16 protein-coding genes and 1 pseudogene are annotated in these 18,044 nt (G+C 65.3%); 15 read left to right on the top strand and 2 right to left on the bottom strand.

Features of this window, described 5'->3' with window-relative positions:
• Positions 1-46 precede the first annotated feature (46 nt).
• From EN874_RS11245 to EN874_RS11225, 5 genes are all read left to right on the top strand, one after another.
• Entirely contained in the window at positions 47-1,123 is a 1,077-nt protein-coding gene (locus EN874_RS11245; RefSeq protein WP_127424832.1) for an ABC transporter permease, read from the top strand.
• Between the two features lie 2 nt (positions 1,124-1,125).
• Entirely contained in the window at positions 1,126-1,896 is a 771-nt protein-coding gene (locus EN874_RS11240) for an ATP-binding cassette domain-containing protein (RefSeq protein ID WP_127424831.1), read from the top strand.
• A gap of 81 nt (positions 1,897-1,977) precedes the next feature.
• A complete protein-coding gene (gene iolG, locus EN874_RS11235) occupies positions 1,978-2,970 on the top strand; it encodes an inositol 2-dehydrogenase (protein WP_127424830.1) in 993 nt (330 codons plus the stop codon).
• A 30-nt stretch (positions 2,971-3,000) separates the two neighbouring features.
• On the top strand, positions 3,001-3,795 hold the full coding sequence (locus EN874_RS11230) for an SDR family oxidoreductase (RefSeq protein ID WP_127424829.1): 795 nt from the start codon (positions 3,001-3,003) through the stop codon (positions 3,793-3,795).
• Positions 3,796-3,995: 200 nt separating this feature from the next.
• The gene (locus EN874_RS11225; protein WP_127424828.1) at positions 3,996-5,087 is read left to right on the top strand and encodes a 3-deoxy-7-phosphoheptulonate synthase; all 1,092 of its coding nucleotides are present in this window, start codon (positions 3,996-3,998) and stop codon (positions 5,085-5,087) included.
• A gap of 26 nt (positions 5,088-5,113) precedes the next feature.
• Here EN874_RS11225 and EN874_RS11220 read toward each other — a convergent pair.
• Positions 5,114-5,746: pseudogene (locus tag EN874_RS11220) on the bottom strand (LysE family translocator); the annotation flags it as partial.
• A gap of 127 nt (positions 5,747-5,873) precedes the next feature.
• On the opposite strand from EN874_RS11220, the gene EN874_RS11215 reads away from it, so the two are divergent.
• Positions 5,874-6,572: a YafY family protein gene (locus tag EN874_RS11215; RefSeq protein WP_127424827.1), complete on the top strand. Its 699-nt coding sequence runs from the start codon at positions 5,874-5,876 to the stop codon at positions 6,570-6,572.
• Between the two features lie 259 nt (positions 6,573-6,831).
• On the opposite strand, the gene EN874_RS11210 is transcribed toward EN874_RS11215, so the two are convergent.
• Positions 6,832-7,941 carry a Gfo/Idh/MocA family oxidoreductase gene (locus EN874_RS11210; RefSeq protein WP_127424826.1) on the bottom strand — a complete coding sequence of 370 codons (1,110 nt, stop codon included), beginning with the start codon at positions 7,939-7,941 and terminating at the stop codon, positions 6,832-6,834.
• Positions 7,942-8,099: 158 nt separating this feature from the next.
• Here EN874_RS11210 and EN874_RS11205 point away from each other — a divergent pair, with 158 nt between their 5' ends.
• From EN874_RS11205 to phnN, 9 genes are all read left to right on the top strand, one after another.
• Positions 8,100-8,945 (top strand): MurR/RpiR family transcriptional regulator, encoded by an 846-nt coding sequence (locus EN874_RS11205; RefSeq protein ID WP_168247457.1) that lies wholly within the window; start codon positions 8,100-8,102, stop codon positions 8,943-8,945.
• A 156-nt stretch (positions 8,946-9,101) separates the two neighbouring features.
• Entirely contained in the window at positions 9,102-11,030 is a 1,929-nt protein-coding gene (gene iolC / locus EN874_RS11200) for a 5-dehydro-2-deoxygluconokinase (RefSeq protein ID WP_127424824.1), read from the top strand.
• A 49-nt stretch (positions 11,031-11,079) separates the two neighbouring features.
• On the top strand, positions 11,080-12,924 hold the full coding sequence (iolD, locus tag EN874_RS11195) for a 3D-(3,5/4)-trihydroxycyclohexane-1,2-dione acylhydrolase (decyclizing) (RefSeq protein WP_127424823.1): 1,845 nt from the start codon (positions 11,080-11,082) through the stop codon (positions 12,922-12,924).
• A 33-nt stretch (positions 12,925-12,957) separates the two neighbouring features.
• On the top strand, positions 12,958-13,875 hold the full coding sequence (gene iolE / locus EN874_RS11190; protein WP_127424822.1) for a myo-inosose-2 dehydratase: 918 nt from the start codon (positions 12,958-12,960) through the stop codon (positions 13,873-13,875).
• Positions 13,876-13,939: 64 nt separating this feature from the next.
• Positions 13,940-14,152 (top strand): DUF3329 domain-containing protein, encoded by a 213-nt coding sequence (locus EN874_RS11185; RefSeq protein WP_127424821.1) that lies wholly within the window; start codon positions 13,940-13,942, stop codon positions 14,150-14,152.
• A gap of 372 nt (positions 14,153-14,524) precedes the next feature.
• On the top strand, positions 14,525-15,337 hold the full coding sequence (iolB, locus tag EN874_RS11180; RefSeq protein WP_127424820.1) for a 5-deoxy-glucuronate isomerase: 813 nt from the start codon (positions 14,525-14,527) through the stop codon (positions 15,335-15,337).
• A gap of 148 nt (positions 15,338-15,485) precedes the next feature.
• Positions 15,486-16,193, top strand: a complete 708-nt coding sequence (locus EN874_RS11175) for a DUF1045 domain-containing protein (RefSeq protein WP_127424819.1) — start codon at positions 15,486-15,488, stop codon at positions 16,191-16,193.
• A 51-nt stretch (positions 16,194-16,244) separates the two neighbouring features.
• Complete coding sequence (locus EN874_RS11170) at positions 16,245-17,384, top strand: alpha-D-ribose 1-methylphosphonate 5-triphosphate diphosphatase (protein ID WP_127424818.1); 1,140 nt, start codon at positions 16,245-16,247, stop codon at positions 17,382-17,384.
• Positions 17,381-18,007 carry a phosphonate metabolism protein/1,5-bisphosphokinase (PRPP-forming) PhnN gene (gene phnN / locus EN874_RS11165; protein ID WP_168247434.1) on the top strand — a complete coding sequence of 209 codons (627 nt, stop codon included), beginning with the start codon at positions 17,381-17,383 and terminating at the stop codon, positions 18,005-18,007. Before EN874_RS11170 ends, phnN begins: the two co-directional genes overlap by 4 nt.
• Positions 18,008-18,044 lie beyond the last annotated feature (37 nt).

Raw genomic sequence — 18,044 nt, 5'->3', positions numbered from 1 at the left:
CCCCACCGGGCGGGAGAGCGGGCGCGGTCATTCGGAGGAAGAAGACGTGTCACAGACATCGCATGGCATCGGCGGGCTGAGCTATGACGCCAAGAAGCGCCCCTGGCCGGCCGAGTTCAACGTGTTCCTGGCGCTGGTCATTCTTGTCGTCGTCTTCGAATTGATCGGCCGGGTGTTTCTTGGCGACAGCTTCCTGTTCAACACCCGTGAAAATGTCAGTGGGATCTTCAACGAGGCCCGCCTGCAGATCATCATCCTACAGGTGTCGATCGTCGGCATTATCGCCATCGGCGTGACGCAAGTCATCATCAGCGGCGGCATCGACCTTTCCTCGGGGTCGATCGTCGGCGCGACGGCGATGATCGCCATGAGCTTCGCCCAGGTGGCAACGGTCAACGGTAACCCCAACCCCAAGGCGATGTTCCTGGCGCAGGGCTGGACTGATCTGCCGGTGATCGTGCCGCTGCTGGTCGCCATCGCCTGCGGCCTCGTCGCCGGCCTGATCAATGGCGCGCTGATCGCCTACACGCGCATTCCGCCCTTCATCGCCACGCTCGGCATGATGGTAACCGCCCGCGGCATCGCCAAATGGTGGTCGAAGGGCCAGCCGATCTCGTTTCCGACCGACAGCTTCGCCGCCATCGGCAAGGGGCTGATGCCGGTCGTCATCTTCATCTCGCTGGCGATCCTGTTCCAGCTCATCCTGAGCTACACCCGATACGGCAAGCACTGCTACGCCATCGGCTCCAACGAGGACGCCGCGCGCATGTCCGGCATCAAGATCGCCAACCACAAGGTGCTGGTCTATGTGATTGCCGGCATCCTCGCCTCGATCGCCGCGGTGGTGCTCTCCTCCAAGAACCTCACCGCCCAGGCCGGCATGGGCGTCATGTACGAGCTCGACGCCATCGCCATGGCGGTCATCGGCGGCGTCTCGCTCTCGGGAGGCCGCGGGTCTATCATCGGCACCGTGATCGGCTCGCTGATCTTCGGCGTCATCATCTCCGGCTTCACCTTCCTGCGCCTCGACGCCTACTACCAGGAGATGGTCAAGGGCGTGATCATTGTCGGCGCAGTCGTTCTCGATCAATGGCGCCAGCGCCGCCGGGCGATAGGAGCTTGACCATGTCCGACATCGTTCTGAAGACCGAAAACCTTACCAAGCACTATGGCGGCGTGCACGCGCTGCAGGAGGCGAATTTCGAGCTGCGCAAGGGCGAGCATGTCGCCATCATGGGCGACAACGGCGCCGGCAAGTCGACCTTCGTGCGCCAGATCACCGGCGTCGAGCAGCGCACCGACGGCAAGATCTGGTTCGACGGCAAGGAAGTGAACTTCGCCGGTCCGATCGAGGCGCGCGAGGCGGGCATCGAGACCGTGTTCCAGAACCTTGCTCTGGCCGACGATCTCGACGTGCCGTCGAACCTCTTCCTCGGCCGCGAGAAGGTGCTGTTCAACCTCGGCCCGTTCTCGATCCTCGACCGCAAGGCCATGCGCAAGGCGACGGAGGCGGCGCTGGTCCGCACGGCGGTGAAGATCCCCAACCTCTCCAGCACCATCCGCCACATGTCCGGCGGCCAGCGCCAGTGCGTGGCGATCGCCCGCACCGCGACCTTCGCCTCCAAGCTGATCATCATGGACGAGCCGACGGCGGCCCTTGGCGTGCAGGAGACGGCGCAGGTCGAGAACATCATCCGCACGCTGAAGGAGAACGGCGAGCCGCTGATCCTGATCAGCCACAACATGCGCCAGGTGTTCGACCTGGTCGACCGCATCGTCGTCTTCCGCCGCGGCCGCATCGTCGCCAATCTGCGCAAGCAGGAAACCGACGGCAACGACATCGTCGCCTACATCACCGGCGCCAAGACCGGCCAGGCCGAGCTGCAGGCCGCCTGACGGGCGTCACGACGGGATAAGACCAATCGTCCGCGCCGGAAGGCGCGGACAGCTTTCTGAACCACCCTCAAAGGACATTCCATGACACTCAGCTTCGCTCTTCTCGGCGCCGGCCGCATCGGCAAGGTGCATGCCCGCGCCGTTGCCTCCAACCCGCAGGCCAAGCTGGTGGCCGTGGCCGACGCCTTCGAGAAGGCGGCAACGGAGCTCGCCTCCGCCTACGGCGCCGAGGTGCGCACCATCGACGCCATCGAGCAGGCAAAGGACATCGATGCCGTCATCATCTGCACCCCGACCGACACCCATGCCGATCTCATCGAGCGCTTCGCCAAGGCCGGCAAGGCGATCTTCTGCGAGAAGCCGATCGACCTCGACGTCAAGCGCGTCGAGCAATGCCTCACCGTGGTCGAGAAGGCCGGCGCGACGCTGATGGTCGGCTTCAACCGCCGCTTCGACCCGCATTTCGCCGCGGTTCGCAAGGCGATCGACGACGGCGCCATCGGCGCGGTCGAGATGGTCACCATCACCTCGCGCGATCCGGGCGCCCCGCCGCTCGACTACATCGCCCGCTCGGGCGGCATCTTTCGCGACATGACCATCCATGATTTCGACATGGCGCGCTTCCTGCTCGGCGAGGAGCCGGTGGCCGTCAGCGCCCATGCCTCGGTGCTGGTCGACAAGAAGATCGGCGAAGCCGGCGATTTCGACTCCGTCAGCGTCATTCTGGAAACGGCTTCCGGCAAGCAGGCCGTCATTTCCAACTCACGCCGCGCCACCTATGGCTACGACCAGCGCATCGAGGTGCATGGCTCGAAGGGCATGGTCGCCGCCGAGAACCAGCGGCCGGTCTCGATCGAGCTCGCCAACGACAAGGGCTACACGCGCCCGCCGCTGCACGACTTCTTCATGACCCGCTACATCGACGCCTACGCCAACGAGATCGCGGCTTTCATCGCCGCCGCAACCGCGGGCAGGAAGGCGGCGCCGAGCGGCAAGGATGGTCTCGTCGCGCTGAAGCTCGCGGACGCAGCCTTGCAGTCGGCCAAGACCGGCAAGACCGTCCGCGTCGATTGAGCCTTTGAATTCGATCACAGGAGCGGAGCGATGAACGGTTTGGCCGGTCGCAATTCGGAAACGCGCGCCATCGTCACCGGCGGCGCGCAGGGCATCGGCTTCGCCGTCGCCGAAGCCTTGGCCGACGAGGGCTGCCGCGCGCTGGCGCTGATCGGCCGCTCGCAGGAGAAGGGCGACAAGGCGGTCGCCGCGCTGAAGAAGAACGGCGTCGACGCCATCTTCATCGGCGCCGACGTCGCCAAGGTCGCCGACTGCAAGCGCGCCGTTGCGACCGCGCTCGCCCATTTCGGCACGCTCAACGCGCTGGTCAACGCCGCCGCCACCTCGGCACGCGGCTCGCTGGTGGAAACCACCGAAGAGGTCTTCGATCAGATCTTCGACACCAATGTGCGCGGCCCCTTTTTCCTGATGCAGGGCCTTGTCGCGCATCTTCTGGAGCGCAAGGCGCCGGGCTCGATCGTCAATGTGCTGTCGATGTCGGCCCATGCCGGCCAGTCCTTCCTGACGCCCTATTCGACCAGCAAGGGCGCGCTGATGACGCTGACCAAGAATGTCGCCAGCTCGTACCGGCGTAACCGCATCCGCTGCAACGCGGTGCTTCCCGGCTGGATGGACACCGAAGGCGAGGCGATCGTGCAGAAGAAGTGGCACGACGCGCCCGACGACTGGCTGGCAAAGGCCGAGGCCGCGCAACCTATGGGCCAACTGGTGAAGCCGGCCCAGCTCGCCCGGCTGATCACCTACATGCTGAGCCCACAGGCCGGCGTGATGACCGGCTCGCTGGTCGACTACGACCAGAACATAGCCGGCGTGATCGGGGAGTAGTGACAAGCGCCTTCGCATCGACTATACGAGCCGCATGATCCACCTGACCGCCTCGTTTTGGTACTTTAGCTACGGCAACTCGCTGGCGGCGGGAGGATTGCGCTCGATCTGAAGATTGCAGCATCTAAATCCGAAAAGCCGCCAGACCTGGCGGCTTTTTCGTTTCAGCCGGCAGGTCTCCTAACCAGGAGCAGAAAGCCGTGTTGACCACCACAGACGACCTTCGGGTCAAGGAACTCAAGGTCCTGAGCACGCCGGACAAGGTGATGCGCGAGATACCGCGCTCACTCACGGCGACGCGCACCGTTGCCGCTTCGCGCAACGCCATCCATTCGATCCTGACCGGGGCCGACGATCGACTGCTTGTCATCGTCGGCCCTTGTTCCATCCACGATCCGGTCGCCGCCGTTGACTATGCCACCCGTCTGGCGGCGCTGCGCGAGGCCCTGGCCGACCGGCTCGAGATCGTCATGCGCGTCTATTTTGAGAAGCCGCGCACCACGGTCGGCTGGAAAGGCCTGATCAACGACCCCGATCTCGACGGCAGCTTCAACATCGACAAGGGCTTGCGGATGGCGCGCAACGTGCTCTCCGCGGTCAACAATCTCGGCCTGCCGGCGGCGACCGAATTCCTCGACATGACGACCCCGCAATACATCGCCGACCTCGTCGCCTGGGGCGCCATCGGGGCCCGCACCACCGAAAGCCAGATCCACCGCGAGCTGGCGTCGGGGCTCTCCTGCCCGGTCGGCTTCAAGAACGGCACCGACGGCAATTTGAGGATCGCTGCCGAGGCGGTGAAGTCGGCCGCCCAGCCGCATCATTTCATGGCGGTGACCAAGGGGGGGCGCAGCGCCATTGCGGCGACCACCGGCAACGAGGACTGCCACGTCATCCTGCGCGGCGGCGTTGTGCCCAACTTCGATGCGGCGAGCGTTGACGCCGCCGCCGTGGAGCTCGCTCGCATCGGCGTCGCGCCGCGGCTGATGATCGACGTCAGCCACGCCAACTCGGCCAAGAAGCCGGAGAACCAGCCGAAAGTAGCGCACGACGTGGCGGGCCAGGTGGCGGCGGGCGACGAGCGCATCATCGGCGTGATGATCGAGAGCAATCTCGTCGCCGGCCGCCAGGACGTCGTGCCCGGCAAGCCGCTCGTCTACGGCCAGAGCATCACCGATGGCTGCATCGATTGGGCAACCACCGAGACGGTGCTGCACGGCCTCGCCGGCGCCGTTGAATGGCGCCGGTCGGTGAAGCGCGAGATGCTCGCCAGCCGCCAGGGCGCCGCCTGATCTCCATGGACGGGGGGCGGCGTCGACGCCGCCCTCAGCCCTTCCCATGCCGTGAACACCGAGACCGCGAACAAAAGCAGCCCGGCCGCCCGTCCGGCAAGGATGGTTGCTCGCGGATTGTCGACCAAAAGCTCCCGGCTGCGCCCGGCGGTGATGGCGAGCCCGCCATAGATGCCTGCCTGGGTGGCGACCGTCAGCAGGCCCATCACGGTCGCCTGCATCCAGATCGGACCGTAAGCCGGCTTCAGGAACTGCGGATAGACGGCAATGATGAAGAGATAGGCCTTCGGATTGATCAGGCAGGTGACCAACCCTTGGCGAAAGGCTTTCCACGAAGAGCGGCTGCCCGTGGGCCCATCATGGCCGACAGTGATCGAGCTGCGCATCAGAACGATGCCGATATAGGCCATGTAGGCGGCGCCGGCGACCAGCAGCGGCTTGAACAGGACCGGCACGAAATGCATCAGCAGGCCGACGCCGATCGCGCCGTTCAGAGTGTGCACCGCGCCGCCCAGCATGATGCCGCCGGTCGCCGCCAGCCCCCTGTCGCGTCCGCCTGTCAGCGCATTGGCCAGCACGAACAGCATGTCCATGCCCGGAATGGCGATGATGCCGAACAAAAGCACGAAGAAGAGCCAGAGATTTTCCGTGTAACTCATGTCAGTTGCCTGTTGCCGCGCCGACGGGGCGCAAAAAGGAATCTGTTGATTTTCAAGCCGGTAGGCGGCCCTATAGGTCACCCCAACTGACGAGGGTGTGTCAGTTGCGTTGCAGCCGGGTGAGGAAATGCGCAAGGCCTCGCGCCTGTTCGAGATCATCCAGATCCTGCGGCTGGCCAAGAAGCCGGTCACCGCGGCGACGATCGCCGAGCGGCTGGAGGTGACGGTGCGCTCGGTCTATCGCGACATCGCCGCCCTGCAGGCAATGCGCGTGCCGATCGAGGGCGGGCGCGGCATCGGCTATATCCTGCGCCCCGGCTTCGACCTGCCGCCGCTGATGTTTTCGATCGAGGAGATGGAGGCGATCGTGCTGTCGCTGGCCATGCTTGAGCGCACAGGCGACGACGAGCTCAAGCAGGCGGCGAAGCGTGTCGGCGCCAAGATCGCCGGCGCGGTGCCGCCGCCTTTGCGCCAGACGCTCGACGCCAATGCGCTGCATGCCTGGGGTTTTGCCGCGCCGTCGGCTTCGGCGGTCGATCTTGCCCTGGTGCGCCGCGCCATCCGCGACGAGGAGAAGCTCGATCTTGCCTATCGCGACGAGGCCGGCCGGGACACGCAGCGCATCATCCGCCCGATCGCGTTGATCTATTATGCCGAGACCGCCAACATCGTCGCCTGGTGCGAATTGCGTCAGGCGATACGCAATTTCCGCAGCGACCGGATCGAAGGCTGCCAGGCGGCGGGACTATGGTTCAAGGGCGAGGGTGATCGGCTGCGGCAGGTGTGGGTGGACGGTTGGGAGATCAATGCGGTGGTCGGCAACTGACCAATTGCCGGCAAGGGTGAGATCGGCCGAGATCCTTCGCGCCCCCCTCTGTCCTGCCGGACATCTCCCCCACTTGGGGGGAGATCGGCAGCTTTGGCGCCCCGCTCACTTCTGAAACGTTGGACATTTGGTGCGACGTTGGCGATTGGCGAAAACAGGGCGCTGTCCGATCTCCCCCCTTGTGGGGGAGATGTCCGGCAGGACAGAGGGGGGCGCTGTCCCGCCGGCGCCTCCGAGCTTCTCCACCTGCTACGTGGAATCACCTCACATCCATCCAGCGTTGTTCCTGGGCCGACCGGGCCATCGCATGCACGGTGCGCTCGATCTCCAGCCCTTCGTCGAAGTCGATGATCCGCGCCGGCTTGCCGGCGATCCGCATCAGCAACTCGCGGCATTCGATCATCTTGAGGTCGTTGAAGCCCAGCCCATGGCCGGGCGCCGGCAGGAAGGAATCGTAGGGCTTGTGGTGCGGCGCAACAAGGACGGTGCGGTAGCCCTGCTCGGTCGGCCGGTCGGCGGTGAGGTAGAGCTGGAACTCGTTCATCCGCTCCTGGTCGTAGAGGATCGAGCCCTTCGAGCCGAAGATCTGGATGGCGATGCGGCCCTTGCGGCCCCAGGCGGAACGGTTGACCAGCAGCGTGCCGGCGACGCCGTTCTCGAGATGCATCAGCACGCTGGCGATGTCGTAGGTCTCGACCGCGCGGCGGCCGCCGGTGGCGACCTTGCGGTCGGCATAGGGTTTCACCATGTCGCACATGACGCGGGCGACACGGCCGAACAGCACCTTGATCAGCGACAGCGGATGCACGGCAAAATCGTCGAGCGCGCCGTAGCCGGAAGCCGCCTCGTGCTTCCAGAAGAACAGCGCCTCGGGGTCGGCCATGAAATCCTCGTCCATCTCGATGCGCACGAGGTTGACGTCGCCGATGATCTTTTCATCGAGCAGCGCGCCGATATGGCGGATCGCCGGATTCTGGATGTAGTTGTAGCCGAGCACGGCGGCCCTGCCGGATTTCGTGGCCGCCATAGCCATGGCCTCGGCCTCGGCGAAACTCGGCGCCATCGGCTTCTCGCACCACAGATGCTTGCCGGCTTCGAGGATGGCGATCGCCATTTCCGGATGGAACTGGTTGGGCGTGGTCAGCGAGACGACATCGACCTCCGGGTCGGCGACCGCGGCGCGCCAGTCGCCGGATGCCTTGGCGAAACCGAACTCGCTCGCCTTGCGTCTCGCCAGCTCGTCATTCACCTCACCGAGATGCACCAGCTTCGGCTTGTCGACATCGGGAAAGACGGTGCCGACCGCGTTCCAGGCGATGGCGTGGCATTTGCCCATGAAACCTGTGCCGATGAGGCCCACTCCGACCATGTCGATTGTCTCCACTGAAGTGAAAGAGAAGCATGGATGAATTAATCCATTTCCATCCGGAATGGAACGTCCAAATCATTTTTTATGGTGTTCTTGCGCGAACTCGCTATGATGAGGCAGGAGAGGGAACGATCAATATGGCCGCGGGCGGAGCGACGATGGACGAACGGGTGCCTCGCGATTTCGAGACGCTGCGCATGACGATCCTGGACAGGCGCGCGAGCCTGCCCAAGCGTATCGCCCAGATCGCCGCCTATGCGCTCGACAACCCCGACGACATCGCTTTCGGCACGGCGGCGAGCATCGCCGCCTCGGCCGGCGTGCAGCCCTCGACGCTGATCCGCTTTGCCCAGCAGCTCGGCTTCGACGGCTTCACCAGCCTGCAGCTTGTGTTCCGCGAGCGGCTGCGCGAGCGCAACTCCTCCTATGACGAAAGGCTGGCGGCACTGCGCGCCAAGGCTGAGGAAGGCGCCGGTCACCGGGCGATCTTCGACGGCTTCGTCGCCGCCGCCAGCACCTCGCTCAGCGACATTTCGCGCGCGTTGAACGACGCGCATTTCGAAGAGGCCGTCACCCTGCTGGCGAAGGCTGACACCATCTATGTGCTGGCAAAGCGCCGCTCCTATCCGGTCGCCTCCTACATCGCCTACGCGCTCGGCAAGCTCAAGATCCGCAACCAGCTGGTGGAGTCGGCCGCCGGGCTGAACGCCGAGATGATCGGCTTCGCCACGTCGCGCGACGCCGTCATCGCCATCAGCTTCTCGCCTTACGCGCCGGCGACCATCGAAGAGACGCGCTCGATCGCGGAACAAGGCGTGCCGATCGTCGCCATCACCGACAGCTCGTTCTCGCCGCTCGCCCAGTTCGCCAAGATCTGGTTCGAGGTCGCCGAGGCCGATTTCGGCGGCTTCCGCTCGCTCTCGGCAACCATGGCGCTTGCCATGGCGTTGACCGTTGCCGTCGGCGAGAAGCGGCGCGACGCCGGCCGCCGGCGCAAGGTCTGAGCGGGTCCTTCGACCGTCTTTTTCAATCCGGGAATGCTCATTCCATATTGACTATGGATTGGAATTATTATTTCATATTGACGGCACCGCGCGGCCGCTCGTGTGTGCTGCCCAAAAACGACAATGCTCACTATAACAGGCCGATGGGAGGTTCGAATGGGCGAAGCCGTGGAAGCGAAACCGCTCGACGTCATCACCATCGGCCGCGCCTCGGTCGATCTCTATGGCCAGCAGATCGGCTCGCGGTTGGAGGACATCACCTCTTTCGCCAAGTCGGTCGGCGGCTGCCCGGCCAATATTTCCGTCGGCACGGCAAGGCTCGGCCTGCGCTCTGCGCTGCTCACCCGCGTCGGCGACGAGCAGATGGGCCGCTTCATCCGCGAGCAGCTCAAGCGTGAGGGCGTCTCGGTCGACGGCCTGAAGACCGACAAGGAACGGCTGACCGCGCTTGTGCTGCTCTCGGTAGAGGACGAAGGCGTCTCGCCGATGATCTTCTACCGTTCCGACTGCGCCGACATGGCGCTGGCCGAGGAAGACATTGACGAGGCCTTCATCGCCTCGGCCCGTTCGGTGGTCGTCACCGGCACGCATTTCTCCCGCCCCAACTCGGACGCCGCACAGCGCAAGGCGATCCGCATAATGAAGGCCAAGGGCGGCAAGGTGGTGTTCGACATCGACTACCGCCCGAACCTCTGGGGTCTGGCCGGCCATGCCGAAGGCTTCGAGCGCTACGTCAAGTCGGACCGCGTCTCGGCGCAGCTGAAGACGGTGCTGGCGGATTGCGACCTTATCGTCGGCACCGAGGAGGAGATCATGATCGCCTCCGGCGCCGACGACTGCCTCAGCGCGCTGAAGACGATCCGCTCTTTGTCCCCGGCCACCATCGTGCTGAAGCGAGGCGCCAAGGGCTGCATCGTCTATGACGGCCCGATCAGCGACAATCTCGAGGACGGCATCGTCGGCGATGGCTTTCCGATCGAGGTCTACAATGTCCTCGGCGCCGGCGACGCTTTCATGTCGGGCTTCCTGCGCGGCTGGCTCGGCGGCGAAAGCTTTGCGACTGCCGCGACCTGGGCCAATGCCTGCGGCGCCTTCGCCGTGTCGCGCCTGCTTTGCGCGCCGGAATATCCGACCTTCGAGGAACTGCAGTTCTTCCTCAAGCACGGCAGCAAGCACCTCGCTCTGCGCAAGGACGAGGCGATCAACCACGTCCACTGGGCGACGACGCGGCGGCGCGACATTCCTTCGCTGATGGCTTTGGCCTGCGACCATCGCGTGCAGCTGGAGGATGTCGCTGCCAGGGTCGGCGCCGACGCCTCGCGCATTCCGGATTTCAAGGTGCTCACCGTCAAGGCGGCGGCCAGGGTCGCCGCCGGCCGTGACGGCTACGGCATGCTGATCGACGAGAAATATGGCCGCGACGCGATGTTCGAATTCGCCCACCACCACTTTGCCTGGCTCGGCCGCCCGGTCGAATTGCCGGGATCGCGGCCGCTGCGCTTCGAATTCTCGCAGGACATCGGCTCGCAGCTTATCGACTGGCCGGTCGACCACTGCATCAAATGCCTGTGCTTCTACCATCCGGACGACCCCGAGGCGCTGAAACTGGAGCAGCAGCAGAAGCTGCGGGCCCTGTTCGAGGCCGCGCGGAAAGTCGGCAGGGAACTTCTGGTCGAGATCATCGCCGGCAAGCATGGCAAGCTCGACGACACTACCATTCCGCGCGCGCTTGAAGAGCTCTATGCGCTCGGCATCAAGCCCGACTGGTGGAAGCTCGAGCCGCAGGCTTCGGCCAACGCTTGGGCCAGGATCGAGCAGGTGATCGTCAAGAACGACCCATGGTGCCGCGGCATCGTGCTGCTGGGGCTCGAGGCGCCGCAAGACGAGCTGGTCGCCGCCTTCGCGGCCACCGCCAACGCGCCCATCGTCAAGGGGTTCGCCGTCGGTCGCACCATCTTCATCAATGCCGCCGAACAGTGGCTGGCCGGGCGGATGTCGGACGACGAGGCTGTCGCCGACATGGCCTCACGCTTCGAGCAGCTGACCGAGGCATGGCTTGCCGCGCGCGGCCGCAAAGCAGCATAAGAAGGCGGCAGCATAACAAGACGGCACAAGGAAGCCGGAGGAAACGACAATGACCAAGACCGTTCGCCTGACGATGGCGCAGGCGCTGACCCGCTTTCTCAGCCGGCAGATGACCGAGATCGACGGCAAAAAGGTGCCGATCTTCGGCGGCGTCTGGGCGATCTTCGGCCATGGCAATGTCGCCGGCGTCGGCGAGGCGCTCTACCAGGTGCGCGACGAGCTGCCGACCTATCGCGCCCATAACGAGCAGGCGATGGCGCATGCGGCGATTGCTTACGGCAAGGCGAATTTCCGGCGCCGCTTCATGGCCGCGACCACCTCGATCGGCCCCGGCGCGCTGAACATGGTGACGGCCGCCGCGCTCGCCCATGTAAACCGGTTGCCTGTCCTGTTTTTGCCCGGCGACGTCTTCGCCAACCGCCTGCCCGATCCGGTGTTGCAGCAGGCCGAGGATTTCTCCGACGGCACGGCGAGCGTCAACGACTGCTTCCGCCCCGTCTCGCGCTATTTCGACCGCATCACGCGGCCGGAACAGATCATTCCGGCGCTCAACCGCGCCATGCAGGTGCTGACCGATCCGGCCGAATGCGGCCCGGTGACGCTCTCGCTCTGCCAGGACGTGCAGGCCGAGGCCTATGACTATCCGGAAACCCTGTTTGCCGAACGCGTCTGGACGCCGCGCAGGGTTCGCCCCGACCGCCACGAATTGGCGGCCGCCGTCGCGGCGCTGAAAGGCGCCAGGAAGCCGCTGGTGATCGCCGGCGGCGGCGTCCTCTATTCGCAGGCATCCGCAGAGCTGGCCAAGCTGGTCCAAGGCGCCGGCATTCCGGTCTGCGAGACGCAAGGCGGCAAATCTTCGCTCCCCGACGATCATCCGCTCAACATGGCGGCGGTCGGCGTCACCGGCACTTCCGCTGCCAACCAGCTGGCGGAAGAGGCCGATGTCGTGCTTGCCGTCGGCACCAGGCTGCAGGATTTCACCACCGGCTCCTGGGCGCTGTTCAAGAATGCCGGCCGCACCATCATCGGCTTGAACACGCAAGGTTTTGACGCCGGCAAGCACTGGGCGCTGCCGCTGGTCGCCGACGCGGCCGAGGGGCTTGCCGAGCTTTCCGCTGCGCTGAAGGGCTGGAAGGCTCCTAGCGCCTGGACCGACAATGCGCTGAAGGGCAAGACGGAGTGGCAGGCCGCGGCCGCCAAGGTGACCGCCTCGACCAATGCCGCCTACCCTTCGGATGCGCAGGTGATCGGCGCCGTGCAGCGCGCCATGGGCTCCGGCGTCACCCTTCTTCACGCTGCCGGTGGCCTGCCGGGCGAATTGCACAAGCTTTGGCAGGCCGGCGCGCCCGGCTCCTACCATGCCGAATACGGTTTCTCGACCATGGGTTACGAGATCGCCGGCGGCCTCGGCGTCAAAATGGCCAAGCCCGACCAGGAGGTCGTCGTCATGGTCGGCGACGGCTCCTACCTGATGCTCAACTCGGAGATCGCCACCTCGGTGATGCTGGGCCTGAAGCTCACCATCGTGCTGCTCGACAACCGCGGTTACGGCTGCATCAACCGGCTGCAGATGGCGACAGGCGGCGCCAACTTCAACAATCTGCTCAAGGACGCGCGCCACGAGGTGATGCCCGATGTCGACTTCGCCGCGCATGCCGCCAGTCTCGGCGCGGTCGCCGAGAAGGTGGCGTCGATCGCCGATCTGGAGACGGCGCTGGCCAAGGCGAAGCAAAACAGCAAGACCACCGTGCTGGTCATCGACACCGATCCGCTTGTGTCGACCGAGGCGGGCGGACATTGGTGGGACGTCGCCGTGCCGGAAGTCTCCTCGCGGCCGCAGGTCAACGCCGCGCGCAAGAAATACGAGGAAGCCGTGGACAGCCGTCAGGGCTGATCCGGCGCAACGAACCGACATTGGAGTGACGACTTGAAAGCCAAACTGGGCATGTCCCCCATCGCGTGGTGGAACGACGATCTCGTGGAACTGAGCGATGACGTGTCGCTGGAGGAGTGCCTTCGACAGTCGCGGTCGGCCGGCTTCACTGGCATGGAGATGGGCCGCCGCTTCCCCAACGACCCGAAGGTGATGCTGCCGATCCTGAAGGAGGCCGACGTTACCCTCTGCGGCGGCTGGTTCTCCGGCACGCTGGTCAATGAGGACCTGGCGAAGAACAAGGATCGCATCCAGCCGATGATCGACCTGTTCAAGGCGGTCAACGCGCCCTGCATCGTCTATGGCGAGGTCGGCCGCTCCATCCAGGGCGACCGCTCCAAGCCTCTGGCCACCAAGCCGAAGCTCGCCGAGGACGAGATGAAGGCCTATGGCCGGCGCGTCACCGAATTCGGCGAATGGTGCGCCGACCAGGGCATGCCGCTCTCCTACCACCATCACATGGCCGCTGTCGTCGAGACCGAGCCCGAGCTCGACGCCTTCATGCGCCATTCCGGCGAAGGCATCCCGCTGCTGCTCGATGCCGGCCATCTCGCTTTTGCCGGCGGCGATGTGCTGCGCGCCATCGACAACCACCACAAGCGCATCAACCACGTGCATGTTAAGGACGTGCGCATGGGCGTGATCGACGGTCTCGACCGCACGAAACAGTCCTTCCTCGATGCCGTGGCGCTCGGCGCCTTCACCGTGCCTGGCGACGGCTCGCTCGATTTCGGCGCCATCGTGCAAAGGTTCGCCGATTACGGCTATGAAGGCTGGTTCGTCGTCGAAGCCGAGCAGGATCCGAAGAAGAACCCGCCGCTCAGCATGGCGCAGGTCGGCCACAAGGAGCTGATGCGGGTGATGACGGCCGCCGGCTACACGGTGGAGACGCAAGGTTTTCCGAATGCCTGAACGGTGGATTAGCCTGGGCGCTCGGGTTATCTGATGCGCTTTGGGCAAATCCTGGATTGGCGCGATGAAAGACTATGAGCATCCCTTCTTCCGGCCGTTGTGGCGACGCATCGCCGTCGTCGCCGTCTGTTTGATCTGGTCGGTGATCGAGTTCGCCTCCGGCACGCCGTTCTGGGGCGTCATCGCGCTCGGCTTCGCCGGTTACGCCGTGTGGCAGTTTTTCTACCTCTACAAGCCGGCTGAGGAGAACAAACCGCCGGCCGAGCCGAAGGAATGATCGGAATCCATGGGGTGGAGGGCTCACGGGACGGCGCGCATGGCGGATCGGATGCGTTGGCGATTGGCTGAAACGTCTCTCGCTTCGTCATCCACGGGCGAAGCAAGGAGCGAAGCGACGCGGCGCAGACCCGAGGATCCATGCCGTGACGTCAAAGCAGCCGCTGCGGTGCAGAATTCTGCTCCGCTGCGCCCGTCGACTGAGGTTACGGCATGGATCCTAGGGTCTCCGCGATGGAGCTTCGCTCCTGCTTCGCCCTAGGATGACGAAGTTTGGAGGCTTCGGCCAATCCCGAAGGTTTGCGCCGATCTTTCAGCCGGCGAAACCTCCGGGGCAGCAACCGGCCGAAGCCGATATGGATAGGAGTCAAAAATGTCGAAACTGCTCGTCAAGGCCGACAGGGGCCATGGCCATGTCGCCCACGTCACGCCGCAAAGCGCCGGCTGGACTTATGTGGGTTTCGACCTCCACCGCTTGCAGCCGGGCGAGACGGCGTCCGGCAAGACGGGCGAGCGCGAGGTCTGCCTGGTCTTCGTCACCGGCAAGGGCAAGGCGTCGGCCGGCGGCAAGGATCTCGGCCTGCTTGGCGAGCGCATGTCGCCCTTCGAGGGCAAGCCCTGGTCGGTTTACGTGCCGCAAGGCTCCGACTGGTCGGTGACCGCCGACACCGGGCTGGAGCTCGCCGTCTGCTCGGCGCCCGGCCTTGGCGGCGGCCTGCCGGTTCGCGTCATCGGTCCGGACGATCTCGGCCAGGAAGTGCGCGGCAAGGGCACCAACACGCGCTACGTCACCAACATCCTGCCCGAGGGCAAGCCGGCCGACTCGCTGCTGGTGGTCGAGGTCATCACGCCCGGCGGCCATACCTCCAGCTACCCGCCGCACAAGCACGACCAGGACAATCTCCCCGCCGAATCCTATCTCGAGGAGACCTACTACCATCGCCTCAACCCGCCGCAAGGTTTTGCCTTCCAGCGCGTCTACACGGACGCCGACAGGAACGGTGTGCGCGACCTCGACGAGGCTATGGCGATCGAGGATGGCGATGTCGTGCTGGTGCCCAAGGGCTACCACCCCTGCGCGGCCTGCCACGGCTATGATCTCTACTATCTCAACGTCATGGCCGGCCCGAAGCGGACCTGGAAATTCCACAATGCGGCCGAGCATGAGTGGCTAATGACGGCCTGAGGTTTCCCGGCGCGCTCAACCCGTTGGTCCAGTTCGGAAAAATCGTCGGCTAAGGACCGGTAGGGTCTGTTTGCCTTCGAAAACCCATGAAAGCTTCGTCAATCCGTCATGGAAATCACCTATGGCAGCGGACTGACGAGGTTTTCTCATGCGCTACGCCATCTACTACACCCCACGGCAGGACGAGCCGCTGGCGCGCATCACCGCCAATTGGCTGGGCCGCGACCCGTTCGGCGCGGCGACGCGGCCGGTCGAGGCGGTGGCCGAGCTGTCGGCGGCGGAAGTTGCCTTCCACACGGCCTCGGCGCGGCGCTACGGGTTTCATGCGACGCTGAAGGCGCCGTTCCGGCTGGCTGGGAGCGAGACGGAAGCCTCGCTGCGTGCCGCGCTCGACAGCTTTGCCGAAGCGACCCAGCCCGTTATCATCCCGCGCCTCGTCGTCGGCCAGATCGACGGTTTTTTCGCGCTGGTGCCGGAAGCGCCGATGCCGGCGCTCAACCGCTTCGCCGGCGATGTCGTGCTGGCCTTCGACCGCTTTCGGGCGCCATTGACGGAAGCCGAGATCGAGCGGCGCAGCCCCGACTCGCTGAAGCCGCAGGAATTCCGCAATCTGTGCCGGTGGGGCTATCCTTACGTCTTCGAGACGTTCCGCTTCCACATGACGCTCTCCGGGCGCGTCGGGCCACAGGAAAGCCGGCGTCTTCGTGCCGCGATCGACAGCCTGTTCGCCGACGTGCTGCAGCGTCCGGTGCCGGTGGATGCGCTGACTTTGTTTGTCGAAACCGAACCGGGCGCCCCGTTCATGGTGCTCTCCCACCATGCGCTTGGCCACCGCTCGGCCAGAAAAACCGCGTGACCGCCCTATGTACCGCCCAACGTATGATCGCTTGAGACAGGACTGCCTGAAATGACCGCCGAAACCGTCCTCACGAATGCCCGCATCGTGCTGCCCGATGAAATCGTCGAGGGCTCGCTGCTGCTGCGCGATGGCCAGATCGTCGCGATCGAGCCGGGCGCGACGCGCGGCGGCGAGGACATGGGCCGCGACTACATCATCCCGGGCCTCGTCGAGCTCCACACCGACCATCTCGAAGGCCACTATGCGCCGCGTCCGAAAGTGCGCTGGAACCCGATCGCCGCCGTGCTCGCCCATGATGCGCAGGTCGCGACCGCCGGCATCACCACGGTGCTCGATGCCTTGCGCGTCGGCATGGACGAGGATGCCGACCTGAAGTCCGACGACGTCCGCAAGCTCGCCGACGCCATCGAGGACAGCGTCAGGCAGGATCGGCTGAGGGCCGACCATTTCATCCATCTGCGCTGCGAGGTCTCGGCCCCGGACTGTCTCGAGGCCTTCGCCAATTTCGACACCGACGACCGCGTGAAGCTCGCCTCGCTGATGGACCATGCGCCCGGGCAGCGCCAGTTCGTCAACCTCGAGACCTATGCCTATTACTACCAGCGCAAGCTCAAGCTGACCGACCGCGACTTCCAGAAATTCTGCGAGAAGCGGATGGCGGAATCGGCAAGGAATTCAGGCCCCAACCGTGTCTTCATCGCCGCCGCCTGCCAGGAGCGCGGCATCGTGCTTGCCAGCCATGACGATGCGACCGCCGGCCATGTCGACGAAGCCGTGGAGCAGGGCGTGCGCGTCGCCGAATTCCCGACCACCGAGGAGGCGGCAAGGGCCTCGAAGGCGGCCGGCCTCGGCGTGCTGATGGGTGCGCCCAACGTCATGCGCGGTTCCTCGCATTCGGGCAATGTCTCGGCCAGGGCGCTGGCAGGCGACGGCCTGCTCGACATCCTGTCGTCCGACTACATCCCCTTCAGCCTGATCCAGTCGGCCTTCTTCCTCGGCGACGTCGTCGAAGGCATCTCGCTGCCGCAGGCGGTCGCCATGGTCTCGAAGAACCCGGCCGACGCCGTCGGCCTCACCGATCGCGGCGTCATCGAGCCCGGCCGGCGCGCCGACCTCGTGCGCGTGCGCGTCGACGAGCACGTGCCGGTCGTGCGCACCGTCTGGCGCCAGGGCAAGCGTGTCGCATGATGGTTTCGGCGTTGATCGAACGCGAGCTGACCGAGACCCTTCCGATCCGCAACGGCGTCTTCGTCGCGGTTGTCGGCCCAAGCGGCGCCGGCAAGGACACGGTGATCGGCTATGCCAAGGCGCGCTTTGCCGACGAGACGCGGCTGGAATTCGTGCGTCGCGTCATCACCCGGCCGAGCGATTCGGCGAGCGAGGACCACGACACGCTGGCCGATGCCGCCTTCGCCGAGGCGGAGGCCGACGGCGCCTTCGCCATTTGCTGGGACGCCCATGGCCTGCGCTATGGCCTGCCGGCCGACGTCGACTGGGCGGTCGCCAACGGTCATGTGGCCGTGGCGAATGTCTCGCGCGCGGTCATCCCGGGGCTGCGCGAGCGCTATGCCAATCTGGCGGTGGTCGAGATCACCGCGACGCCGGAAATCCTCGCCGAGCGGCTGGCGGCGCGCGGCCGCGAATCGCGCGGCGAAGTGCTGGCGCGTCTGGCGCGCAGCACCAGCGTGACGCTTTCCGGGCCGGACGTCACCTCGATCGACAACAGCGGCGCCAGGGAGATTGCCGGCGAGCGCTTCGTGGATTTGCTGCGCAAGGCGATGGCGTTTTCGGACCTGTCGAGCATGATCTAGCGCCCTCCTTCTCCCACAACAAGGGGAGAAGGGAACG

The sequence above is a fragment of the Mesorhizobium sp. M1D.F.Ca.ET.231.01.1.1 genome (assembly GCF_003999155.2).
Classification (GTDB): domain Bacteria; phylum Pseudomonadota; class Alphaproteobacteria; order Rhizobiales; family Rhizobiaceae; genus Mesorhizobium.
Note: the sequence above shows the minus strand (reverse complement) of the source record. Positions and strands in the feature narration are given on the sequence as shown.